Below are 23759 nucleotides of genomic sequence, written 5' to 3'. Positions count from 1 at the left end.
CGTGGGGGACCGCGTGGGAGAGTAGGACGCCGCCGGACTTCTTTCCGATGGGGTTGTTTCTGGTCTTGTGGCCGGGGGCAACCCCATCGGCATTTTCGCGTTCTGTCACGTTCCACGCGGGGCACGCAGCCGAGGCCCGGTGAACCGTTGCCCCACGCGTGGCGCGCTTCAGACCACCCCGAGGTCCGCAGCCCCTGAGACGCGGTCGACAGCGGCACGGTTGGCCCCAACTCCATGGACGTCCTACTATCGGACGTGCCAGCGGGAGTCGGTGGCATCGGTGGCAGCCGAGCGTCGTCCAGGGAGCGTGGCCATGAGCGCAGTTACCGCGGCGGAGGCGGAGCAGGAGATCCCGTCGTTGCACGTGCCCACCGGGCCGGTGCGGGTCGTCACCGCGGCAGCTCTGTTCGACGGTCATGACGCCGCGATCAACATCATGCGGCGCATCCTCCAGGCGCAGGGTGCGGAGGTGATTCACCTCGGGCATGACCGCGGGGTCGATGAGATCGTGACGGCCGCCATCCAGGAGGACGCGCAGGCGGTCGCGATCTCCTCCTACCAGGGCGGCCACGTCGAGTACTTCAGCTATCTCGTCGAGCGGCTGCGCGAGCGCGGCGCCGGGCACGTGCGGGTCTACGGCGGCGGTGGCGGTGTCATCGTTCCGGAGGAGATCGATCTTCTGCACTCGCGTGGCGTGGCACGGATCTTCTCCCCGGAGGACGGCCGGCGGCTCGGGCTGGCCCTCATGGTCAACAGGATCGTCCGGGAAAGCGATGTGGACCTGGCGGCGGTCACGCCGGCACTGGGAGATCTGCGGTCCGGCGGCGATGCCGCGCTGGCCCGGGCGATCACCGTGCTCGAGAGTTCTCGGGATGGCGCCTTTGCCGCTGCCGTCCGGGATGCGGCGGCGGCCGCCGACCGGCCGCCGGTGCCGGTCCTCGGCATCACGGGCACGGGTGGATCAGGCAAGTCCTCGCTCACCGACGAGGTGCTGCGACGCTTCCGGCTCGATCAGAGCGATTCGCTGCGGATCGCGGTACTGGCCGTCGACCCGACGCGGCGACGCGGCGGCGGAGCGCTGCTCGGCGACCGGATCAGGATGAACGCGCTGGCGATGCGGCCGGATGCCGGCCTCGAGCCGGCGGGGCCGAGGCCGGGCGGTGACGTGTCGCTGACCTTCTTCCGGTCGCTGGCAACGCGAAAGGCCGGGCGGGAGCTGCCGGAGCAGTTCGCCGACATCGTGTCGGCCTGCAAGGTGGCGGGCTATGACCTGGTGATCGTCGAGACCCCCGGAATCGGCCAGGGCGACGCGGCCATTGTGCCTTTCTGCGACGTCTCCCTGTATGTCATGACGCCCGAGTACGGGGCGTCGTCCCAGCTTGAAAAGATCGACATGCTCGACTTCGCGGACGCGGTGGCCGTCAACAAGTTCGAGCGCCGTGGTGCCGAGGACGCGCGGCGCGATGTCGCGCGTCAGATGGTCCGCAATCGGGAGGAGTTCGGCGCGGAGTGGGAGGAGATGCCGGTCTTCGGCACCTCCGCGGCCCGCTTCAACGACGATGGCGTCACGGCGCTGTACTTCTACCTGCGCGACCTCCTCGGTGAGCGTGGTCTGGAGCTGAAGCAGGGCGCGCTGGAACCCGTGGAGGTACGGGTATCCAGTGGTCTGACCACGGTCGTTCCGCCGGCCCGGGTCCGCTATCTCGCGGAGATCGCGGATGCTGTCCGTGGCTACCACGCCCACACGGAGGCACAGGCGGTGCTGGCACGTCGTCGCGAGCACCTGGCCACCGCGATCGCCGAGCTCGAGGCGCATCAGCAGGGCACCGGGCCGGACCGGGCCGGGCAGGAGCTGGCCGGGCAGGAGCTGGCCGGGCAGGCCGAGCAGCCGGACCTGCGGTTGCTGCGAAGCCTGCGGGATGCCGCCGAGTCGCGCCTCGATGCCGAGACGCGGGACCTGATCGAGTCCTGGCCCGCGCTGCGCGCGGAGCGTTCCGGCGACGAGATGGTCTACACCGTGCGCGGCCGGGAGATCCGCACTCCGCTGGTACGCACCACTCTCTCCGGAACCTCACTGCCACGGGTGGCCGTTCCGGAGATAGACGACGACGCCCGGCTTGTGCGGTTCCGCCGGYGGGAGAACCTGCCGGGGCTGTTTCCGTTCACCGCCGGGGTCTTTCCCTTCAAACGGGTTGGTGAGGCTCCGGCGCGCATGTTCGCCGGGGAGGGCGACCCGTTTCGGACCAACCGGCGCTTCCACCTCCTCTCGGCGGATTCGCCGGCCACTCGGCTCAGCACAGCCTTTGACTCGGTGACCCTTTACGGACGTGATCCGGGTGCCCGGCCCGACGTCTACGGGAAGATCGGTACCTCAGGTGTGTCCGTCGCCACGCTGGATGACATGAAGACGCTGTTCGCCGGCTTCGATCTGTGCGCGCCGACGACCAGTGTCTCGATGACGATCAACGGGCCGGCGCCGGCCGTTCTGGCGATGTTCCTGACCACGGCGGTCGACCAGCGGCTCGACCTCTTCCGGGTGGAGCATGGCCGTGAGCCCCGGGCGGCCGAGGCCGCCGAGGCCGCCGCCTGGGCGCTGGCGAACGTGCGTGGCACGGTCCAGGCGGACATCCTCAAGGAGGACCAGGGCCAGAACACCTGCATCTTCTCGACCGAGTTCGCGCTGCGGTGCATGGCCGACATGCAGGAATGGTTCATCGCCAACCAGGTGCGCAACTTCTACTCGGTGTCGATCTCCGGCTACCACATCGCGGAGGCCGGGGCGAACCCGATCAGCCAGCTGGCGTTCACGCTCGCGAACGGTTTCACCTACGTCGAGGCGTACCTGGCGCGCGGCATGAACATCGACGACTTCGCCCCGAATCTTTCGTTCTTCTTCTCCAACGGCATGGACGCCGAGTACAGCGTGATCGGCCGGGTCGCCAGGCGCATCTGGGCGGTGGCCATGCGCGAGCGCTACGGTGCGTCGGAGCGCTCGCAGAAGCTCAAGTACCACGTGCAGACCTCGGGCCGTTCGCTGCACGCGCGCGAGATGAACTTCAACGACATCCGGACGACTCTGCAGGCTCTGTGTGCGATCTATGACAACTGCAACAGCCTGCACACCAATGCCTACGACGAGGCGGTCACCACGCCCACCGAGCAGTCGGTCCGGCGTGCGCTGGCGATCCAGATGATCATTGATCAGGAATGGGGGCTTGCCGGGAACGAGAACCCCCTGCAGGGCTCGTTCGTGATCGATGAGCTCACCGACCTCGTCGAGGAGGCCGTCCTCGCCGAGTTCGAGCGGATCTCGGAGCGTGGTGGCGTTCTCGGGGCGATGGAGACCGGATACCAGCGTGGCCGCATCCAGGACGAGTCGATGCTCTACGAACGGCGCAAGCACGACGGTTCGCTGCCGATCATCGGGGTCAACACCTTCCTCGGCCCGGACGACGACGAGGAGGTCGCACACCAGCTCGAGCTGGCCCGGGCCACCGAGGAGGAGAAGCAGTCACAGCTGCGCCGGCTCGAGGAGTTCACCTCAGGCAACGCGGCCGAGGCCGCCCTGGCGCTCGACCGTCTGCGGAAGGTCGCGACAGCGGGTGGCAATACCTTTGCCGCCTTGATGGACGCGGTGCGGGTGTGTTCGCTCGGTCAGATCAGCGCGGCGTTCTTCGAAGTCGGCGGGCAGTATCGCCGAAACATCTAGCCACCTCCGGCGGCGTTGACGTGCTGCGGCAGCGCGGTCGCGCAGCCGTGACCATCATCCGCCACATCGGTCATCGGCTACATCGTCATCATCGCGTGAAGATGTTGTACGCCCGGCGCCGGTGGCTCGGCACGTGGTTGTGGACGAGCCGAGCCACCGGCACACTGCGCCGGCGGGCCCCGCCTGTTGCCAAGGTCCGCGAATGGCACGTGGGAATGGCATAGTGGACAGCGCCATTCATCCGCTCGTCCGCCYCGCGATCTTTTGGAGTACCGCCCTCGTGTCGCCGCCGAAGCCGCTTCCGACCGACCCGATCGCGGAGGCACACCGGCAGTGGACGGCGCACGGGTGGGGCGGGGTGGCGGACGGCATGGCCGCGGTCACCTCGTTGATGCGTGCGCAGCAGATCCTGCTCGCCCGCGTCGACGAGATCCTGCGTCCGCTTGATCTGACGTTCGCCCGTTACGAGCTGTTGATGCTGCTGCTCTTCAGCCGCCGGGGCTCGTTGCCGCTCAGCCGCATCGGCAGCCTGCTCCAGGTCCACCCGACCAGCGTCACCAGTGCCGTCGACCGGCTGGAGGCCCGTGGCCAGGTTCGCCGCCAGCCGCATCCGACCGACCGGCGGGCCATCCTCGCCGAAATCACCGACGACGGTCGCGCGACGGCGCTCGCGGCCACCGAGAAGCTCAACGAGAGCGTGTTCGCCGATCCCGGTCTGCCCGAGAACGGGGTCCGCGAGCTCGTGGACCTGCTCACCGACCTTCGCAGCCGGGCCGGCGACTTCTGAGGGCCACGCTGTGCCGATCCTCCCGGTCATCCCTGGTGGGGCCGCTCGGCCCCGGTGAGCCCAGCTGAGGCGTCCAGGCTGCGGCTACCCTCTACAGACGTGACCTACCTCGACCACGCGGCGACCACGCCTATGCGTCCCGAGGCCGTCGAGGCGTTCACCGCAGCCCTGACCGGCGCGGGCAACGCCTCTTCACTGCATGCCGGCGGTCGGCGCGCACGCCGGCTCGTCGAGGAGTCGCGGGAGTCGCTGGCCGAGGTGCTGGGCGCGCGGCCGTCCGACGTCATCTTCACGGGTGGCGGCACGGAAAGTGACAATCTCGCGGTGAAGGGCCTGTTCTGGTCCCGCCGGGCGGCCGACCCGCAGCGGCGGCGTGTGCTGGTCAGCGCGATCGAGCATCCCGCCGTGYTGGACACGGCGTCGTGGCTGGCCAGGCAGCAGGGCGCGGTGCTGGAGAAGATCCCGGTGGACGGCACCGGCCTGGTGCACCCCGAGGCACTGCGTGCGGCCGTGCAGGCCGATCCGTCGTCCGTCGCGCTGATCTCGGTCATGTGGGCGAACAGCGAGGTGGGCACGATCCAGCCGGTCGCCGAGCTGGCGAGTATCGCGCACCACTACGGCATTCCTTTCCATACCGACGCGGTGCAGGCATTCGGCCAGGTGGAGACGTCCTTCGCCGCGAGCGCGGCGGACGCACTCACGATCAGCGCGCACAAGATCGGCGGCCCGGTCGGAGTCGGGGCGCTGCTCCTGCGGCGAGGCCTCGAGCTTGAGCCGCACCTGCACGGCGGTGGCCAGGAGCGCGACGTCCGTTCCGGCACGCTCAACACGCCCGGTGTCGCCGCCTTCGCGGCGGCCGCGCGCGTCGCCACGGCGGAGCTGCCCGCGGAGCGGCTCCGGCTTACCGACCTGCGCGATGACCTGGTGCGTCGGGTCCTCGCGGAGGTTCCCGGGGCCGTCCTCAACGGTGCGCCCTCCGGCGCCGGCCGGCTGCCCGGCAACGCCCATCTGACCTTTCCCGGCTGTGAGGGCGACTCGCTGCTCATGCTGCTCGACGCGCACGGAGTGGAATGCTCGACCGGTTCCGCCTGCTCGGCGGGAATCGCGCGGCCCTCTCATGTGCTGTTGGCTATGGGTGTCGAGGAGGCGCACGCTCGCGGTTCGCTGCGTTTCTCGCTCGGGCACGGTTCGGTCGCCGCGGACGTCGACGCGCTGGTCGCGGTGATCGGGCAGGTGGTCGAACGGGCGGGCCGGGCTGGTGAGCTCGCGGGCCTGACCTCGCGGATCTGATCTCGGGCGGGTCTGGTCGTGCGGGTCTGGACTCGCGGATCCTGACAGCTGGTCGGAGGGCCGTCTGGCCGGACGGGAGAGCGGGAGAGCGGGAGATGGGATCGTGAGCGGGATGAAGGTGCTCGCGGCAATGTCGGGTGGCGTCGATTCGGCGGTCGCCGCGGCCAGGGCCGTGGACGCCGGTCATGATGTGACCGGCGTCCATCTCGCCCTGTCCCGGTCGCCGGCCTCCGACCGGGTCGGTTCTCGAGGCTGCTGCACTCTGGAGGACGCGCGGGACGCCCGCCGTGCCGCCGACGTGCTCGGTATCCCCTTCTACGTGTGGGATCTCGCGGACCGCTTCGAGGCGGAGGTCATCGACCAGTTCGTCGCCGACTACGCCGCCGGACGAACCCCTAACCCATGTGTTCAGTGCAATGAGCGCATCAAGTTCTCCGCCGTCCTGGACAAGGCGCTCGCGCTCGGATTTGACGCCGTGGTCACCGGGCATCACGCGAGACTCGACCCGGATGGCACCCTGCGCCGCTCGGTGGACCTGGCCAAGGACCAGTCCTACGTACTCGGCACGTTGCGCCCCGACCAGCTCGCCGCGGCTCGATTCCCGCTCGGCGACTCGACGAAGGCCCAGGTGCGTGAGGAGGCGGCGCGCCGTGGGCTGGGCGTCGCCGACAAGCCGGACAGCCACGACATCTGCTTCGTCGCCGCCGGGGACACTGGGGCCTGGCTCCGTGACCGGCTGGGGCCGCGGCCCGGCCCCATCGTCGACTCCGAGACCGGCGAGACCCTCGGTGAGCACGACGGCGCCTACGCCTTCACGGTGGGGCAGCGCCGGGGCCTGCGGCTGGGTCACCCCGCGCCGGACGGCCGTCCACGCTACGTGCTCGAGGTGTCCCCGGTGACGTCCACGGTGACCGTCGGGCCGGCGCGGGCGCTGGACATGCGCAGCCTGGTCGCGGAGCGGATCGTCTGGCCGCACGAGGGCCCGGTGTCGTGTGTGGCGCAGGTGCGGGCACACGGTGGTGTGGTCCCCGCGGTGGTCCGTGCCCGTGGCGAGGAGCTTGACGTGCAGCTGGTCGAGCCGGTGCGCGGGACGGCGGCCGGTCAGGCCGTGGTGTTCTACGACGGCGACCGTGTGCTCGGCGGCGGCCGCATCCGCTCGCTGGCCGCCTGACATCCTTTTCCGGATCCGGTCCCTGACGGCGGAAGCCACGTTGGGGCCCGCGGCGTGGGCCAGCCCCGGGACCGGCCCGATGGCATCGGCACCAGGGCACCAGGCACGAGGGCACCCGGCGACGGCACCCGGCCGGCCGCGGGCGTGTGATGCGCCTGAGACCCGGGATGCGTCCGGAGACTGTTCCGGAGATTGAGGAGTCGATGTGGCGATGATGTGGTCCGCGACGGAGCGCGAGCCGGGGCCGCCGGAGGAGGGGGACAGCGCGTCGCCGGCTGGCCAGACCCCTGCCGCGCCCGAAGGCCTGCCGTGGTCGGCGGGGTGCGCGTCGGGTGCCGGGTCACTGCCCGACCTCGACCCGGTCGAAGCGGCGCGCTACGTGCTGGGGGAGGTCCCGGACCTGCCCTTCCTGCCGGAGCTGCCCGCCCGCGGAGTGGGTGCCGACATGATCGGCCGGACCTGCGCGGTGCTGGCGGATCTGCCGGTCGATCTGCAGCCATCCGGTTGGCGGCTGGTGCCCCGCCCGGGGCTCGACCTCCGCCGGGCCCGCGACCTGCTTGAACGGGACCTCGACGCGTTCACCGAGGCGGCCGCCGGCTACACCGGCCCGCTCAAGGTGGCCGTCGGTGGTCCCTGGACGTTGGCGAGCACGGTGGAGCTGCCACGCGGGCACAAGGCGCTCGCGGATGCGGGCGCCACCCGTGACCTCGCGGAGGGACTCGCGGAGGGACTCAGCGGCCTGCTGGCCGACCTCGCTCGCCGGATACCGGGAGCCCGCCTGGTGGTCCAGCTGGACGAGCCGGCGCTGCCGGCGGCGCTCGCCGGACGCATCCGCACACCCAGTGGCTTCTCGGTGCTGCGCGCGGTCGAGGAAGGGCCGGCGACGGAGCGGCTGGCGGCCGTCCTGGCCACGGCGACCGCGGTCGGGGCGGTGATCGCGGCCGGCGTGCACTGCTGTGCGCCCGACGTCCCGATCGGACTGCTGCGCCAGGCCGGGGCCCGCTTCGTCGGCCTGGACGCGACGCTGCTCACCCGGGACCAGGACGACGCCGTCGGCGAGGCGGTCGAGGCGGGGATGGGGCTGATGCTCGGCCTGGTACCGACCTCCGCCGGAGTCGGCCAGGATCTGTCGGACCCTCGTCGTACCGTCGCGGTGGCGGTCGACCTGTGGCGTCGGCTGGGTTTCCGTCCGGAGCTGCTGGGAGAGGTGGTCGCGGTGACACCAACGTGTGGTCTGGCTCATGCCACGGTGGCCGATGCGCGTGCCGTGCTGCGGCACTGCCGCCTGGCGGCGCGGGTCCTGGTGGAATCACCGCAGTGATTTCCACACAGTGAGCCTTTTCCATCGCACGCTCGTCGGGCGTGTCGCGGCAGGTCGGAGCCGGCGGTGGAAAAGGCTCAGTGACATCCGGCCGGTGAGTTCCGCTGCAGCTGTGGCGTGGGGAGTTCGGTGAGCATGGCGGAGGAAGGCGTCGAGCCGATGGCCGACAACCAGGTGGTGGCGGTGCCCGCGGCGGCGCCGGTGCCCGACGCGGCGGTGCCGGTGCCTGACGCGGGGGTGCCCGAGGCCGAGGCGCCTGACACGGCTGTGCGCGCGCGTGCCGCGGAGCTGGCCCGTGATCTGGAGGAACATGCCCACCGCTACTACGTGCTCGACGCGCCGACCATCGCCGACGCCGAGTACGACGCGCTTCTGCGTGAGCTTGACCAGATCGAGCAGCGGTACCCGGAGCTGCGAACCGCGGACTCGCCGACACAGAAGGTAGCCGGCTCCTACTCGACGCTTTTCACGCCGGTCACCCACCTGGAACGGCTGCTGTCGCTGGACAACGTCTTCGACGAGGACGGGTTCCACGCCTGGGCCGCACGTGCCGCGCGGGAGCAGCCGGTGGAGGCCTGGCTGTGCGAGCTGAAGATCGACGGGCTCGCGGTCGACCTCGTCTACGAGGCCGGCGCTCTGGTGAGCGCGGCCACCCGCGGCGACGGCCGTACCGGTGAGGACATCACGCTGAACGTGCGCAGCCTGCGCAGTGTGCCGGCACGGCTGCGTGGCCGGGGCGTGCCGGAGCTGCTGGAGGTCCGTGGGGAGGTGTACTTCCCGACCGCGGGGTTCGCCGAGCTCAACGCGTCACTGGTCGAGGCGGGAAAGGCGCCGTTCGCCAACCCGCGAAACGCGGCTGCCGGGTCGCTGCGGCAGAAGGACCCCCGGGTCACGGCCAGCCGCCCGCTGGCCATGATCGTGCACGGGCTCGGCGCGAACCGGGGGTTCGAGGTGGAGTCACAGTCGGCTGCCTACGAGCGGCTGGCTGAGCTGGGCCTGCCGGTCTCCACGCGCTATCAGGTGTGCGCGGGGGTCGATGAGGTGCTCGCCTTCGTGCGGGCGTGGGGTGAGCAGCGGCACGACGTCGAGCACGAGATCGACGGCGTCGTCATCAAGGTCGACGGTTTCGCCCAGCAGCGCCGGCTCGGCGCCACCTCGAAGGCACCCCGCTGGGCGGTCGCGTTCAAGTACCCGCCCGAGGAGGTCACGACCCGGCTGCGGGACATCCAGGTCAACGTCGGCCGAACGGGCCGGGTGACACCGTTCGGGGTCCTCGAGCCGGTGAAGGTGGCGGGGTCGACGGTGGGTATGGCCACCCTGCACAACATCGACGAGGTGGGCCGCAAGGGAGTGCTCATCGGGGACATGGTCGTGCTCCGCAAGGCCGGCGACGTCATTCCGGAGATCGTCAGCCCGGTCGTCGACCTGCGGGATGGTTCGGAGCGTGCGTTCGTCATGCCCACGCACTGCCCGGAGTGCGGTACCGAGCTGGTCCGTCCCGAAGGCGAGGTGGACATCCGCTGCCCGAACACGGTGTCGTGTCCGGCGCAGCTGCGGGAGTCGGTTTTCCACCTGGCGTCGCGCGGCGCGCTCGATATCGACGGGCTGGGCTATGAGACCGCGACGGTGCTACTCGCCGAGGGTCGCATCCGTGACATAGGCGACATTTTTCAGCTCGCGCCGGAGTCCTTCGAGGGCCTGCGTGGCTTTGCGAGCAAGAAGGTCGACCAGATTCTGCGCGGGATCGAGGCGGCTCGGGACCGGCCGCTGTGGCGGTTGCTCGTCGGGTTGTCGATCCGGCATGTGGGGCCGACCGCCGCCCGCGCGTTGGCCCGGGAGCTGCGCTCCCTCGACGCGATCGCCGCCGCGCCGGCCGAGCGGCTCGCCGCCGTCGACGGGGTCGGGCCGAAGATCGCCGAAGCGGTGGTCGACTGGTTCGCCGATCCCCGCCATCGCGATGTCGTCGCCCGTATCGCAGCCGGTGGGGCCCGTCTGGCGGATGAGGGCGCGGGAGAGGGCCCCGGGCTGCTGGACGGTGTCGTCGTCGTCATCACCGGAACGCTGCAGGGGTGGAGCCGGGACACCGCTACCGAGGCGGTGCAGGCGCGTGGCGGAAAGGTCACCGGCTCGGTGAGCAAGAAGACCACTTTCGTGGTCGCCGGAGTGGATCCAGGCGCCTCGAAGTACCAGAAGGCGCTGAGTCTGCGGATTCCGTTGCTCGACGAGACGGGCTTCGCGGCGCTGCTCGGTGACGGAGCGGATGCGGCCAGGGCGCTTGCCGTGCACGAAGAGGGGGAGGGGTAGCCTTCGAATCCTGGCAGCGAAAGGTTCATCACGGTGAGCACTCATATGTTCTGTCATGTACCTGGCCGCGTGACGGGCCGCGCTTACGAGCATCTGCAACACGTCGACGGATGGGCTCCGGGCGGACCTGGGCTTTGCTGATGGGGGGCCCTCGGCCGAGCGGCGGGCCGTCGGGGCTGTCCGAGGCGTCTGGGCTGTCCAGGCCACCCGCATCGTTGTCCGCCGTCTGGGTGACCGTGGGCGGGGCGCTGGGATGCCTGTCCGCACTCGCGATCATCGCCGTCGCGGCCAGCCGCGGCGGATTCGACGATCTCGGGGTGGCCTTCGCGCTGCTCGCCGGGCTCACCGTCGCCGTCGGCCCGCAGCCGCACCCATCGCTGATGCCGTCCGCATCGGCGCAGATCACCGGGCCACTGCCAGGGTCTGGGGCGGGGTCTGGGCTGCTGTCGGGGCTGGGGCCCGGGTCCGCTGCGGGCCAGGTGGTGGGCGGCGGCGGCACGGACCTCACGGGCACCTTCCTGTTCGCGATTCTGCTCGGCTGGGGTGCCGCGCCGGCACTGGCGGTTCACCTCGTCGTGGGCGTTCTGCTGGAGCTGCCGCGACGGAGTTCGCTGGGGCGTGTGGTCGCCCGGGTGGGGCGTCGCGCGCTTGGGCTCGCCGCAGCCGGGGCCGTCGTCGCGGCGTTCGGTCTCGACCGCACCCTCGGTACCGCCGAGCTGCCGGCTGTCGCCCTCGCCGCGCTGGTGCTGTTCGTGATCGATGACCTGGCCGGCGCTCCAGTCGGGCCGCTTCGGTCGCGCGGGCCGGTTCGGCCGGCCCGGCCTGCCCGGCCGAACCGGCCGGGCGCGCGTGTCGGCGGAGCTGCCCGCGGCTGGCGGAACGACGTCCGCGGGGGCGGTAGCCGTGGGAGCGGCAGCCGTGGCGATGCATCGTTCCGTCTGCTGTACAACGAGCTGCATCGGCGGCTGGCGGTCGCCGCGGCCCTGCTGTCCCTGGCGCCGTTGATCGTGATCGCCGCCGGGCGTGGACCTTGGATGGCGCTGCTGCTCCTGCCCGCGCTGCGGGTGGTGACGAGGGTCGGTGAGGGCGCGCGGCAGAAGGAGCATGAGGCCCGTCATGACGGGCTGACCGGCCTGCCGAACCGGACCGCCCTCGCCGAGCGTGCGGCGCTAAGCATCGCGGCGGCGGAACGGACCGGTACTCGTGTCGGGCTGCTGCTGCTCGACCTCGACCGGTTCAAGGAGGTCAACGACCGGCTCGGGCACGATGTCGGCGACCGTCTGCTGGTTGTCGCCGCGGCTCGTCTCGCCGCTGCCCTGCGCCCCGGGGATGTCGTCGCGAGGCTCGGTGGTGACGAGTTCGCGGTGCTGCTTCCCTGGCTTCCACCCGGCGCCGACGGTCGGGCTGTCGCCACCGAGGTCGCCGGGCGGGTTCGCGGTGTCGTGCGCGCGCCGTACGAGATCGACGGTCAGTTCTGCGACATCGATGTGAGTGTCGGCGTGGCGCTCTACCCCGATCACGGCGCTGATCTGCCAGCGCTGTCGCAGTCCGCTGATATCGCGATGTACGCGGCGAAGGAGCACCGGCTGGGGGTCCAGGCCTACGGCCCGCGTGACGCCCGCCGGGCCCGGCTGCGTACGCGGACCACGGCGGAGCTGGGCTACGCCCTCGACCACGGGCAGCTCGAACTGCACTACCAGCCTCAGGCGGAGATCGTCGACGGAAGGGTGCGCCGAACCGAGGCGCTGCTGCGTTGGCGGCACCCCAGCCGCGGTCTGCTGCTGCCGGGAGTCTTCGTCCCGCTCGCCGAGTCCGCTGGTCTGATCCGTCCGATCACCTCCTGGGCGATGGACACGGCGCTGGCCCAGACCGCCCGGTGGCACGCGGCCGGCATCCCGGCCGCGGTCGCGCTGAACGTTTCCCCGCGTGATCTGCGCGACCCCGGTTTCGTCGGGTCCGTCGCGAGCGCGCTTGCCGCCAACAACCTGCCACCGGGCGCACTCACCTTCGAGGTGACCGAACGGGCGCTGACCGCCGACGGCGACGGGGCCGCCCGCGCGCTCCGGGATCTGGTCGACCTCGGCGTGACCGTGAGCCTGGATGACTTCGGCACCGGACTGATCTCTCTGGACGCCCTGCGTCGGTTGCCGATCGGCGAGATCAAGATCGATCGGACGGTGATCGGCCGGCTGGGCGCCGACCCCCGAGACGCCGTCACGATGGGTCTGGCCGATGGGGAAACCGCGGCCTGGGAGGCAGCCACCAGGGAGGTCGCCTTCATTCGCGCCGTGGTGCGGATGGCGTCCGACCTCGGGATGCGCGTCGTGGCGGAAGGCGTCGAGACATCGACGGAGTGGTGCCAGCTCGCCGGTTTCGGCGCGGACGCCGCGCAGGGCTGGCATGTGGCGCCGGCACTGCCCGCGGCGTTGGTCACCCGGTGGCTGGTCGAGCCCGGCCAGGCCGGCGAGCTTCTCACCGGACATCGTCCCGGTGAGGCCCGCCAGGTGGGCTCCAGGCACGGCCAGTCACAGGACGCCGTGGTGAGCCTGAGTCACGACGGCTGACGGGACTGCATCGGGTTCCGTCAGCTTCCAGTGCGCTGCGCGCCGAACCGGACGATCGCCTGCCGAGACGCTGCGATGCTCCAGGTCAGGCTGTCCGCCGAAGGCGCCGTTGGCGGGTCGGGTGTCGCTGGCGGGCCGGGCGTCGTTGACGGGCCGGCGGACGGTCGCTCGCTAGCGCCGGGGGCCGTTGGTACGGGCGAGGCTGGCGGCGATGCCGGCCAGATGCGCCAGACGCGCGATCTCCGAGCCGCGGAACGCCGGGCCGCCTGGTCTGCCGACGAGCAGGACCAGCTGGTCGTGGCCGACAGGCGCGGCGGCGAGCTCCATGCTGACCGCCTCCCAGCGAGCCGGGAACTCCCCATCGCTGGGTGCGATTCGCCTGGCCTTCTCCAACGGCAGCCACGGCAGGGAGATGCGGACCCGTTCCGGCACGCCCAGGTCGTCGCTGCCGAGGTTGGGAGCGCCCACCGACGCCTCGCGGACGCGGACGTCACCCGGCGCCAGGTGCTCGAGCAACAGGGCCCAGTCGGCGTTGAAGACACCCGAGACCAGCTCGGTCAACACGGCCGCGGCTTCGGCGGGACGTTCCGTCAGCGCGTCGACGAGCTCCAGGTCGTCGCCGATACCGGCACCGTCGGCGAGGAAGGGGCGCAGGGCCTCGACGGTCACCCCGGGAACGGACTGGGCGGCGGTGAACACGCGGTCGGCCAGACCGCCGGGCGGCAGCAGCACGATCATGTCGTCGACCGCGCCGGCGGGTGTGTGCTCCACGACCGAGAGGCTCACGATGTCGATCCCCGCCGCGCCGAGGGCCGTCGCCACCGCGCCCAGCGCGCCAGGATGGTCGGGCAGAAGGAGCCGGAGCAGGTACGACATGCGGCTGAGCATGCGCAAGATGTGTGACGCTGTCATGGCGATCACGTCACGGGCAGATGTCGATGCAGGTCACCTGCCTGTAAGGAAACGGTTTTCGGGAACGGGTGATCGTGGGTGGCTGCGTGCGTCGCGCGGCGCGCCGGCTCCGCGACGCGGACCCGTACGATGAGTGCACGCTGACGCCGCGCTTCGCCAGGTACGCCGCTGCCCGCGCGGCGCGCGCCACGACCTAGCCGATGTAGGGCCTGTGCCCACCGCTCACGAGGGGTCCACCGGAATGGCGATCACCCGGGACGAGGTCGCGAACCTTGCCCGCCTGTCGCGGATGTCCCTGTCCTCCGCTGAGCTCGACGCGCTCGCACCGCAGCTGGAGGCGATTCTCGGCGCCGTGGCCAGGGTCGCCGAGGTGGCGGCGGCGGACATTCCGCCGACCTCGCACGCCGTACCGCTCACCAATGTCTTCCGCGCGGACGTGACTCGCCCGTCGCTGCCGGTCGCCGACGTCCTCGCCGGCGCGCCCGCCGCCGAGGAGGGCCGGTTCCGGGTGCCGCGCATTCTCGATCCGGAAGAGTGAAGGGCACCAGGCTGCACATGACCGACGTTTCAGGCATCTCGACGCCCGTGGAGTCCGCCCGGACGGACGACGTCGTCCGGCTGACGGCCGCCGCGACGGCTGCCGCGATCGCCGCAGGTGAGCTTTCCGCGGAGGAGGCCACCCTCGCCGCCCTGGACCGCATCGCGAAGGTCGACGACGCGGTGCACGCGTTCCTGCACGTCGACGCGGAAGGCGCGCTTGCCGCCGCCCGCGCGGTGGACGCCCGGCGTGCCGCGGGGGAGCGGCTGGGTCCACTGGCCGGTGTGCCGCTCGCACTCAAGGACGTGTTCACCGCCCGCGGCATGCCGACCACCTGCGGCAGCAGGATTCTCGAAGGCTGGCGGCCGCCCTACGACGCGACTGTGGTCTCCCGGTTGCGTGCTGCCGACGTCGTCATTCTCGGCAAGGTCAACATGGACGAGTTCGCGATGGGCTCCTCCACCGAGAACTCGGCGTACGGCCCGACCCGTAACCCATGGGATCTCACCCGGATTCCGGGTGGCAGCAGCGGTGGCAGCGCGGCCGCGGTGGCCGCTTTCGAAGCGCCGCTGTCCATCGGCACCGACACGGGTGGCTCGATCCGTCAGCCGGCCGCCGTCTGCGGTCTGGTCGGGGTCAAGCCGACCTACGGCGGGGTCAGCCGGTACGGCCTCGTCGCCTTCTCCAGCTCTCTGGACCAGGCGGGCCCGATCACCCGTACCGTCGCCGACGCCGCCCTGCTGCACGCGGCCATCGCCGGGCACGACCCGATGGACAGCACCAGCGTCGAGCTGCCGGTGCCTCCGGTGGTGGAGGCCGCCGGCCGCCGGGACATCCGCGGAATGCGGGTGGGCGTGGTGCGTGAGCTCGCCGGCGAGGGCTACGACCCGGGAGTGCAGGCCGCGTTCGACGCGGCCGTCGCGGAGCTGGCCGGGCTCGGTGCCGAGGTGGTCGAGGTGAGCTGCCCGCACTTCACCTACGCGATGGCGGCGTACTACCTGATCGCACCGAGCGAGTGCTCGTCCAACCTGGCCCGCTTCGACGCGATGCGGTTCGGCCTGCGGGCCGGGGACGACGGTCGTGCCGGCGCGGAGGAGGTCATGAGCCGTACCCGGGACGTCGGGTTCGGTGCCGAGGTGAAGCGGCGGGTCATGCTCGGCACGTACGCGCTGTCCTCGGGGTACTACGACGCCTACTACGGGCAGGCACAGAAGGTCCGGACGCTGATCAGCCGGGACTTCGCCGCCGCCTACGAACAGGCTGACGTGCTGGTCTCACCGACCACGCCGACGCCGGCCTTCCCGATCGGGGACAAGGTCGACGACCCGGTGGCGATGTACCTGTCGGACCTGTGCACGATTCCGTCCAACCTCGCCGGTGGGCCGGCGATGAGCCTGCCGTCCGGGCTGGTGGACGGGCTGCCCGTGGGCATCCAGATCATGGCGCCGGCGTTCGCCGATGACCGGCTCTACCTGGTCGGCGGCGCACTGGAGGCCGCGCTGGACGCCCGGCGGGGGCACGCCCTGCTCGACGAAGCCCCGACGCTGTAGACAAACCGACGCTGTGGACAATCCGACGCTGTGGACAACAGGCCAGCACACCAGGAGAGGAGGGACGAGAAAGAGATGGTCGAGCTGCGCAGCGGTCGCCAGGACCGCGCACTTCTGCTGATTGTCTGGGGGCTCACGCTCGTGGTGCTCGTCCTCGGCGTCCTGACGTTGAGCCCGATCCTGCTCGTCTGGGGGATCATCGGCCTGCCCGCGGCGCTCGCGCTGGGCTACGTCCATGTCCGTGACACGCGGCGTCAGGCCGGCAGCCAGGGGACAACACCTGGGCGGCCGGCGGCCGGCGGTCACGAAGACGGCCTTGAAGACGGCATCGAAGAGGAGTCATCCCGGTGAGCACATCGGCTCCCGTCATCGCCACCCCCTCCTATGAGGACGCCATCGCGCGCTACGAGGCGGTGATCGGGCTGGAGACCCATGTCGAGCTCGGCACCGCCTCCAAGATGTTCTGCGGGTGCGCGACGACGTTCGGCGCGGAGCCGAACACCCAGGTATGCCCGGTCTGCCTGGGCCTGCCCGGGGCGCTGCCGGTGGTGAACGAGGCCGCGGTGCGGTTCGCGACGCTCATCGGGCTCGCGCTGAACTGCACGATCGCGACCTGGTGCCGGTTCGCCCGGAAGAACTACTTCTATCCGGACATGCCGAAGAACTTCCAGATCAGTCAGTACGACGAGCCGCTGTGCTCGAACGGCTGGCTGGACGTCGAGGTCGAGGGGGAGATCCACCGGGTCGGGATCACCCGGGTCCACCTGGAGGAGGACACCGGCAAGTCGCTGCACGTCGGCGGGGCGACCGGGCGGATCCACGGAGCCACCCACTCCCTGGTCGACTACAACCGGGCCGGCATCCCCCTGGTGGAGATCGTCACCGAGCCCGACATCCGGCACCCCGAGGTCGCTCGGGCCTACGTCGACGAGCTGCGGGAGCTGTGCCGGGCGCTGGCGGTCTCGGACGTGCGGATGGACCAGGGCTCGCTGCGCTGCGACGCGAACGTGTCGCTGCGGCCCCGGCCCGCGGCAGGGCAGCCGGACGCGCCGTTCGGCACCCGTTCGGAGACGAAGAACCTCAACTCGCTGCGTTCGGTCGAGCGGGCTGTCCGCTTCGAGGTCGTGCGCCAGGCGGCGCTGCTGGACGCCGGCGAGCGGGTCATCCAGGAGACCCGGCACTTCGACGAGGCGTCGGGCCGCACCTCCTCTGGCCGGTCGAAGGAGGAGGCGACCGACTACCGCTACTTCCCGGAGCCGGACCTGACGCCGCTCGCGCTCACCTCGGAGTACGTCGAGGCGCTGCGCGCGGTCCTGCCGGAGCTGCCGGCGCAGCGGCGGGCCCGGCTCGTCGCGGAGCTCGGCTACTCCGCCCGTGAGCTGCAGGAGATGCGCAACGCCGGGGTGCTGGAGCTGGTCGAGGCGACGGTGGCCGCGGGCGCGAGCCCGGCCGGGGCGCGCAAGTGGTGGCTCAACGAGCTGGCGAGGCGCGCCTCGGACGCCGGTGTCGAGCCGCGTGAGCTGGCGATCAGCCCGGCCCAGGTGGCCCGGGTCTGCGAGCTCGTCGCCGAGGGGAAGCTGACCGACGCGCTCGGGCGAAAGGTCGTCGACGGTGTGCTCGCGGGTGACGGCTCGCCCGACGAGGTCGTCGCCGCGCGGGGGCTGGCCGTGGTCTCCGACGACTCGGCGCTGCGCGACGCGGTCGACGCCGCCATCGCCGGCGCGCCCGACATCGCGGACAAGGTCCGGGGCGGCAAGCTGAACGCGGTGGGGCCGCTCGTCGGCACGGTGATGAAGACGATGCGGGGCCAGGCCGACGCCGCGGCCGTCCGCAGGCTGTTGCTGGAGCGGCTGGAAGTCTCCTGACCGACGGTGGTCCCGGCAATGTGCGACGATCGTCGGTGATGTCTGGGACCACGCGGGGGCGTCTGCTCGCCACCAGCGATATCCATGTTCGCCATCCGGAGAACCGGGCGATCGTCGAGGCGATGCGGCCGGGCCATGACGATGACTGGCTGCTCGTGGTCGGCGACGTCGGCGAGCGTCTCGACGACGTCGAATGGGCGCTGCGGTTGCTCGCGGGCCGGTTCGCCCAGGTCGTGTGGGTGCCCGGCAACCATGAGCTGTGGACGTTGAGCCGGGACGCCGTGCCCCTGCGCGGAGAGGCCCGTTACCGCCATCTGGTCGACCTGTGCGCGGGCCTGGGAGTTCTCACCCCCGAGGACCCCTACCCGATCTGGACCGGGCTGGGTGGTCCCGTGCGCATCGTGCCGATGTTCCTGCTCTACGACTACACGTTCCGTCCCGAGGGCACCTCGAACAAGGAGGAGGCGCTCGCCGCGGCGTACGCGGCGGGCGTGGTGTGCTCCGACGAGTCGGTGCTGCACTCCGACCCCTATCCGAGCAGGGACGACTGGTGCCGGGCTCGGGTCGCGCAGACGCGCGTCCGGCTGGACGAATGCCCCCGGGACGTCCCCCTCGTGCTCGTCAACCATTTCCCGCTGGTGCGCGAGCCCACCAGGATCCTGCGCTACCCGGTGTTCGCGCAGTGGTGTGGAACCGAGCTCACCGCGGACTGGCACACCCGCTACAACGTCGCCGCGGTGGTCTACGGTCACCTGCACATTCCTCGGACGACCTGGCATGACGGCGTCCGGTTCGAGGAGGTCTCGGTGGGCTACCCGCGTGAGTGGCGCAGCTGGCGGACCCGACGACCGGTGTTGCGCCAGATCCTGCCCGCGCCGACCGGTGAGCGCATCCCGCCCTGGGGCGCGACGCGGGACGAGTCGGAGTCCGCGGTGGTCCCGCCCGGCTGACCGGCTGGCCGGTCGGTCGGCCGGTCCAACAAAGGTGTGGTCCTCCGTGTTGCCACCATCGGTCCATCCGCGTGTCGGCTTGCCGACGTCGCGCGGCGCGTCGGATGCGGAGTCGCGGAGCCGTTCGTAGTGTGTGGACGGGCCTTGCGGGCCCCACCGGATGGTTCTGCGAGGCAATGGGGGGAGGCGAGTCGTCGTGCCCCTCACACCTACGGGGTTCGGTCCGTCCCGGTCGCGCCGCAGGGGGCGGGGGCGCCGGGGCCTGCTGGCCGCAGGTCTGGTGCTCGTGCTCGTGGCGGTTGGTGGCGGTCTCACCTACTGGCTGAAGGAACGGTCGGACGCACGGGCGGCTGACCGCGCGGTGGTCTCGGTGGCCGCGTCCTATCTGGAGGCCTGGCAGGCGCTGACGATCGCGCCGTCCGCGGCCGAGGAATCCGACACGGCTGCCGGCGGGACCGGTGCCGCTGCCAGCGGAACCGGTGCCACCGGCACCGCTGCCGCCGGGACCGGAGCCGCTGCCGCCGGGACCGGCGGTGGCGATGCCGCGGCCGGTCAGGCCCGTGCTCGGGCCGGTGCCGCGGTCAGCGCGGTCAGCGTCGACGGCGACGTCCCGGTCGCGACACTGGTCGGGCTGATGTCCGACGTCCACGATCGGCTCTCGGTCACCAGGGCGGAGTTCGTCGCGGGGAAGGCGGAGCGCTCGGGGGCGAGCGCCACGGTTCCCTACACCGCGACCCTGACGCTCGCCGGATTCACCGAACCGCTGACGTACTCTGGTTCGCTCGGCCTGACCCGGGCCGGCGGCGACGCCTGGAAGGTGCGGGCGGCGCCGTCCTCGGTGCACCCCGAGCTCAAGCCGGGCCTGCGCCTGGACCGCACCGACTCCACCGGTAGGCGGGGCGCGCTGCTGGACGTGAACGGGCGTCCCATGGACACCAACCCCGAGCTCGCCGGGAACCTCATCGGCCGGATCGATCCGGCCTCCGGCCTGCAGCGGGTCTACGACTCGCGGCTGCGGCCCCAGGGCGGCTCGGTGGTGGTCCGCACCGACGGCAACGAGACAGTGAAGACCCTCAAGGCCTACCCGAGCAGCGACGGCGAGGCGATCCGCACCACCATCAACCTGGACGTCCAGCGTGCGGCCGAGGCGGCCCTCGGCACCGCCGCGCAGCCGAACGGGGCGCTGGTAGCCATCGACACCCGGACCGGCGGGGTGCTCGCGGTGGCGAACCGCCCGACCAACGGCTACGGGCGGGCGGTGCGCGGGTCGTATCCGCCCGGTTCGACCTTCAAGATCGTGACGGCGACGGCGGCGCTGATGAACGGCAGGACGGCGGACACCCCGCTCGACTGCACCGAGAAGGTGAGCATCGGCGGGCGGGAGTTCCAGAACGCCGAGGCGGAGCAGTTCGGCATGATCCCGTTCCGCACGGCCTTCGCCAAGAGCTGCAACACGGCGTTCATCCGGCTGGAGCAGTCGCTGCCCGACGGCGCACTCGAGCAGGCCGCCAAGCTGTACGGCTTCGACGGTGTCGAGCCGCTGCCCATCGCCAGCGTCGGCGGCTCCTTCCCGACCCCGCGCGACGACGTCGAGGCGGCGGCCGCGTCGATCGGGCAGGGCCGGGTCGCCGCATCGCCGTTGCAGATGGCGAGCGTCGCCGCCGCCGTGGCGAGCGGCACCTGGCACCAGCCGTTCGTCGTGGGGGAGTCGCCGCGCAGCAACGCTCTGCCGGCGCAGGCCCTGGGGCCGCTGCGCGACTTCATGCGGGCCGTGGTCACCGAGGGGACTGCGGCGGGGGTGCCGATGCCGGGTGAGGTCGGCGGCAAGACCGGCACGGCCGAGTACGGGAACGGGAATCCGCCGCCGACGCACGGCTGGTTCGTCGGATACCGCGGTGACATCGCGGTCGCGACGGTCATCGAGGACGGTGGTTTCGGTGCCGAGTCCGCCGCGCCCGTGGTCTCCAGGTTCTTCACCGCTCTCGACGGTGGCCAGGTGTCGGCTCCGCCGGCCGCCGGCTGATCGGCTTTGGCCAGCCGCAGGAGTGAAGGATTTTTGTCGTTCCAACGACCGAGATCTTTCACTCCTGCGGGTCGCCAGGCGACCCTGTGTCCCTTTTCGTTCCTTTTGAGGGGAATTGGGTGGCACGGGCCGGCTACCGCCGTCCGCTTGACGTGGTGGCCGATGTCGGGGATGGTGTATCGCGTGCTGCTTGGCATCCTCGTACGCTCGGAGCGCGTGTAGTCGGACCGACTGGTCACCGACCGCCCGCGCCGCCCCTCAGTGCCTCCGGCACGAGGGGCTTTTTCATGTCCGGCCCGGCGCGTGCACCACGACCGCCTGTACATCGCCGTCTCGACCAGCTCTGCCGGCCCCGTCAAGGAAGACGACCAGATGACCAGAGAGACTCCACAGATCACCGGCGCGCAATCGCTCGTCCACTCGCTTGAGGCGGTCGGTGCCGAGGTGGTCTTCGGTATTCCGGGCGGGGCGATCCTGCCCGCCTATGATCCGCTGTTCGACTCCACCCGGGTGCGACACATCCTGGTCCGGCACGAGCAGGGCGCCGGGCATGCCGCCGAGGGCTACGCGCAGGCCACCGGGCGGGTCGGGGTGTGCATGGCGACGTCCGGGCCGGGCGCGACGAACCTGGTGACGCCCATCGCCGACGCCTACATGGACTCGGTGCCCATCGTCGCGATCACCGGCCAGGTGGCGAGCCGGGCGATCGGCACCGACGCGTTCCAGGAAGCCGACATCTGCGGCATCACGCTGCCGATCACCAAGCACAACTTCCTGGTCCAGTCGGCCGATGACATCCCGCGGACGATCGCCGAGGCGTTCCACATCGCCTCGACCGGCCGGCCGGGTCCGGTGCTGGTCGACCTGCCGAAGGACATCCTGCAGGGCCTCACCTCGGTGCTGCCGCACGAGGTCTGGCCGCCGGCGCTGGAGCTGCCCGGGTACCGCCCGGTCACCCGCCCGCACGCCAAGCAGGTCCGCGAGGCGGCAAAGATGATCAGTGCCGCCCGTCGTCCGGTGCTCTATGTCGGCGGTGGCGTCCTCAAGGCCCGGGCGGCCGCCGAGCTGCGCGTGCTCGCCGAGCTCACCGGCATCCCGGTGGTCACGACGCTGATGGCCCGTGGCGCGTTCCCCGACTCGCATCCGCAGCATCTGGGCATGCCCGGCATGCACGGGTCGGTCGCGGCGGTCACGGCGATGCAGAAGTCGGACCTGCTGATCACTCTCGGTGCCCGCTTCGATGACCGGGTGACCGGGCGGCTGGCGTCCTTCGCGCCGGAGGCCGCGATCATCCACGCCGACATCGACCCGGCCGAGATCGGCAAGAACCGGGTGGCCGACGTGCCGATCGTGGGTGACTGCCGGGAGGTGATCGCCGACCTCACCGTCGCCCTGCAGGCCGAGCCGCGTCCCGACCTGGAAGCCTGGTGGCACGCGCTGAACCGCTGGCGGGGGACCTACCCGGTGGGCTACGACCTGCCGGCGGACGGCTCCGTCGCCCCGCAGCAGGTCATCGAGCGGATCGGTCAGATCTCCGGGCCGGAGACGGTCTTCGCGGCCGGTGTCGGGCAGCACCAGATGTGGGCGGCGCAGTTCATCTCCTACGAGCACCCGTACACCTGGCTCAACTCCGGTGGCGCCGGGACGATGGGGTACGCGGTGCCGGCGGCGATGGGCGCGAAGGTCGGCCGGCCGGACGCGACGGTGTGGGCGATCGACGGTGACGGCTGCTTCCAGATGACCAATCAGGAACTGGCGACCTGCGCCCTGGAGGGCATCCCGATCAAGGTCGCGGTCATCAACAACGGCTCGCTGGGCATGGTGCGCCAGTGGCAGACGCTGTTCTACGACCAGCGGTACTCCAACACCGACCTGGGCACCCACCCGGCTTCGGCGCGGACCGGGGTGACCCGGGTGCCGGACTTCGTGCGGCTGGCCGAGGCACTGGGATGCGTCGGTCTGCGCTGCGAGTCCCCTGAGGACATCGACGCGACCATCGAGAAGGCGATGAGCATCAACGACGCCCCTGTTGTGGTCGACTTCGTGGTCCATCCGGACGCCATGGTGTGGCCGATGGTGGCCGCGGGCGCCAGCAACGACGAGATCCAGGTCGCCCGCGACCTGGCTCCCGACTTCGACTACTCCGGCGACGCGGAGGTCAACCTGTGACCCGGCACACCCTCTCGGTCCTCGTCGAGAACAAGCCGGGCGTCCTCGCCCGGGTGTCGGGCCTGTTCTCCCGGCGCGRCTTCAACATCGAGTCGCTCGCCGTCGGGCCCACCGAGCACGCGGACGTCTCCCGGATGAYGATCGTCGTCGCGGTCGAGGACCTGCCGCTGGAGCAGGTGACCAAGCAGCTCAACAAGCTGGTCAACGTGCTGAAGATCGTCGAGATGGACACGAGCGTCTCGGTCCAGCGCGAGCTGATGCTGGTCAAGGTGCGGGCTGACCTCACGGTCCGTTCCCAGGTGCTGGAGACCGTCCAGCTCTTCCGGGCGAAGGTCGTGGACGTCGCCCAGGACGCGGTGACGATCGAGGCCACCGGCACCCGTGACAAGCTGGACGCGCTCATCCGCATGCTCGAGCCCTTCGGGATCCGCGAGCTGGTCCAGTCCGGCATGGTCGCCCTCGGCCGCGGCTCGCGGTCGATCACCGACCGCAGCCTGCGTGCGGTCGAGCGCTCGGCCTGACGAGCATCCCCTCTGTTTCCACCAGCAGTCTGTTTCCACCAGCAGTGCCCCGGCAGTGCCCACCAGTAATTCCCACTAGGAGATT

16 protein-coding genes are annotated in these 23759 nt (G+C 71.1%); 15 read left to right on the top strand and 1 reads right to left on the bottom strand.

The genetic code is table 11. The annotated features are described in order from the left end of the window. The first annotated feature begins 313 nt into the window (after positions 1-313). The 7 genes from icmF to CcI49_RS37250 all read left to right on the top strand — a co-directional run bounded on the left by icmF (position 314) and on the right by CcI49_RS37250 (position 13146). Entirely contained in the window at positions 314-3709 is a 3396-nt protein-coding gene (icmF, locus tag CcI49_RS37280; RefSeq protein WP_076834334.1) for a fused isobutyryl-CoA mutase/GTPase IcmF, read from the top strand. A gap of 280 nt (positions 3710-3989) precedes the next feature. Further along, complete coding sequence (locus CcI49_RS37275) at positions 3990-4496, top strand: MarR family transcriptional regulator (protein WP_035951728.1); 507 nt, start codon at positions 3990-3992, stop codon at positions 4494-4496. 99 nt (positions 4497-4595) lie between these two features. Beyond that, complete coding sequence (locus CcI49_RS37270) at positions 4596-5786, top strand: cysteine desulfurase family protein (protein ID WP_054565045.1); 1191 nt, start codon at positions 4596-4598, stop codon at positions 5784-5786. Between the two features lie 112 nt (positions 5787-5898). After that, positions 5899-6957: a tRNA 2-thiouridine(34) synthase MnmA gene (gene mnmA / locus CcI49_RS37265; RefSeq protein ID WP_054565044.1), complete on the top strand. Its 1059-nt coding sequence runs from the start codon at positions 5899-5901 to the stop codon at positions 6955-6957. Between the two features lie 211 nt (positions 6958-7168). Then, positions 7169-8278 carry a methionine synthase gene (locus tag CcI49_RS37260; RefSeq protein WP_076834345.1) on the top strand — a complete coding sequence of 370 codons (1110 nt, stop codon included), beginning with the start codon at positions 7169-7171 and terminating at the stop codon, positions 8276-8278. Positions 8279-8413: 135 nt separating this feature from the next. Continuing rightward, positions 8414-10582, top strand: a complete 2169-nt coding sequence (gene ligA / locus CcI49_RS37255) for an NAD-dependent DNA ligase LigA (protein WP_116437604.1) — start codon at positions 8414-8416, stop codon at positions 10580-10582. 140 nt (positions 10583-10722) lie between these two features. Continuing rightward, positions 10723-13146, top strand: coding sequence for an EAL domain-containing protein (locus CcI49_RS37250; RefSeq protein WP_241840496.1), 2424 nt, complete (start codon positions 10723-10725; stop codon positions 13144-13146). Between the two features lie 171 nt (positions 13147-13317). On the opposite strand, the gene CcI49_RS37245 is transcribed toward CcI49_RS37250, so the two are convergent. Beyond that, a complete protein-coding gene (locus tag CcI49_RS37245) occupies positions 13318-14034 on the bottom strand; it encodes an ACT domain-containing protein (RefSeq protein WP_054565455.1) in 717 nt (238 codons plus the stop codon). Positions 14035-14299: 265 nt separating this feature from the next. On the opposite strand from CcI49_RS37245, the gene gatC reads away from it, so the two are divergent. The 8 genes from gatC to ilvN all read left to right on the top strand — a co-directional run bounded on the left by gatC (position 14300) and on the right by ilvN (position 23674). After that, positions 14300-14596 carry an Asp-tRNA(Asn)/Glu-tRNA(Gln) amidotransferase subunit GatC gene (gatC, locus tag CcI49_RS37240; RefSeq protein WP_006541000.1) on the top strand — a complete coding sequence of 99 codons (297 nt, stop codon included), beginning with the start codon at positions 14300-14302 and terminating at the stop codon, positions 14594-14596. A gap of 17 nt (positions 14597-14613) precedes the next feature. Then, positions 14614-16146 carry an Asp-tRNA(Asn)/Glu-tRNA(Gln) amidotransferase subunit GatA gene (gene gatA, locus CcI49_RS37235; protein WP_076834339.1) on the top strand — a complete coding sequence of 511 codons (1533 nt, stop codon included), beginning with the start codon at positions 14614-14616 and terminating at the stop codon, positions 16144-16146. A 75-nt stretch (positions 16147-16221) separates the two neighbouring features. Further along, positions 16222-16497, top strand: coding sequence for a hypothetical protein (locus tag CcI49_RS37230; protein WP_054565043.1), 276 nt, complete (start codon positions 16222-16224; stop codon positions 16495-16497). Then, positions 16494-18011: an Asp-tRNA(Asn)/Glu-tRNA(Gln) amidotransferase subunit GatB gene (gene gatB, locus CcI49_RS37225; protein WP_054565042.1), complete on the top strand. Its 1518-nt coding sequence runs from the start codon at positions 16494-16496 to the stop codon at positions 18009-18011. Before CcI49_RS37230 ends, gatB begins: the two co-directional genes overlap by 4 nt. Before the next feature lie 38 nt (positions 18012-18049). Next, positions 18050-18961 (top strand): metallophosphoesterase, encoded by a 912-nt coding sequence (locus CcI49_RS37220; RefSeq protein WP_076834332.1) that lies wholly within the window; start codon positions 18050-18052, stop codon positions 18959-18961. A 196-nt stretch (positions 18962-19157) separates the two neighbouring features. After that, positions 19158-20984: a penicillin-binding transpeptidase domain-containing protein gene (locus CcI49_RS37215; protein ID WP_076834331.1), complete on the top strand. Its 1827-nt coding sequence runs from the start codon at positions 19158-19160 to the stop codon at positions 20982-20984. 324 nt (positions 20985-21308) lie between these two features. After that, positions 21309-23153, top strand: a complete 1845-nt coding sequence (locus CcI49_RS37210) for an acetolactate synthase large subunit (RefSeq protein ID WP_255354706.1) — start codon at positions 21309-21311, stop codon at positions 23151-23153. After that, a complete protein-coding gene (gene ilvN, locus CcI49_RS37205) occupies positions 23150-23674 on the top strand; it encodes an acetolactate synthase small subunit (RefSeq protein WP_076834330.1) in 525 nt (174 codons plus the stop codon). The genes CcI49_RS37210 and ilvN overlap by 4 nt, the downstream gene beginning before the upstream one ends. The last annotated feature ends 85 nt before the right edge of the window (positions 23675-23759 follow it).

This window comes from Frankia sp. CcI49 (assembly GCF_001983215.1).
GTDB classification, from domain to species: domain Bacteria; phylum Actinomycetota; class Actinomycetes; order Frankiales; family Frankiaceae; genus Parafrankia; species Parafrankia irregularis.
The sequence above is the reverse complement of the archived record's forward strand: the minus strand, read 5'-3'. Positions and strand labels throughout refer to the sequence as shown.

What these genes read in the sequence shown, in the direction of transcription:
- mnmA (WP_054565044.1), top strand. Translation starts at nt 5,899, where the DNA reads ATGAAGGTGCTCGCGGCAATGTCGGGTGGCGTCGATTCGGCGGTCGCC.
- CcI49_RS37260 (WP_076834345.1), top strand. Translation starts at nt 7,169, where the DNA reads ATGATGTGGTCCGCGACGGAGCGCGAGCCGGGGCCGCCGGAGGAGGGG.
- ligA (WP_116437604.1), top strand. Translation starts at nt 8,414, where the DNA reads ATGGCGGAGGAAGGCGTCGAGCCGATGGCCGACAACCAGGTGGTGGCG.
- CcI49_RS37250 (WP_241840496.1), top strand. Translation starts at nt 10,723, where the DNA reads ATGGGGGGCCCTCGGCCGAGCGGCGGGCCGTCGGGGCTGTCCGAGGCG.
- CcI49_RS37245 (WP_054565455.1), bottom strand. Translation starts at nt 14,034, where the DNA reads ATGCTCAGCCGCATGTCGTACCTGCTCCGGCTCCTTCTGCCCGACCAT.
- gatC (WP_006541000.1), top strand. Translation starts at nt 14,300, where the DNA reads ATGGCGATCACCCGGGACGAGGTCGCGAACCTTGCCCGCCTGTCGCGG.
- gatA (WP_076834339.1), top strand. Translation starts at nt 14,614, where the DNA reads ATGACCGACGTTTCAGGCATCTCGACGCCCGTGGAGTCCGCCCGGACG.
- CcI49_RS37230 (WP_054565043.1), top strand. Translation starts at nt 16,222, where the DNA reads ATGGTCGAGCTGCGCAGCGGTCGCCAGGACCGCGCACTTCTGCTGATT.
- CcI49_RS37220 (WP_076834332.1), top strand. Translation starts at nt 18,050, where the DNA reads ATGTCTGGGACCACGCGGGGGCGTCTGCTCGCCACCAGCGATATCCAT.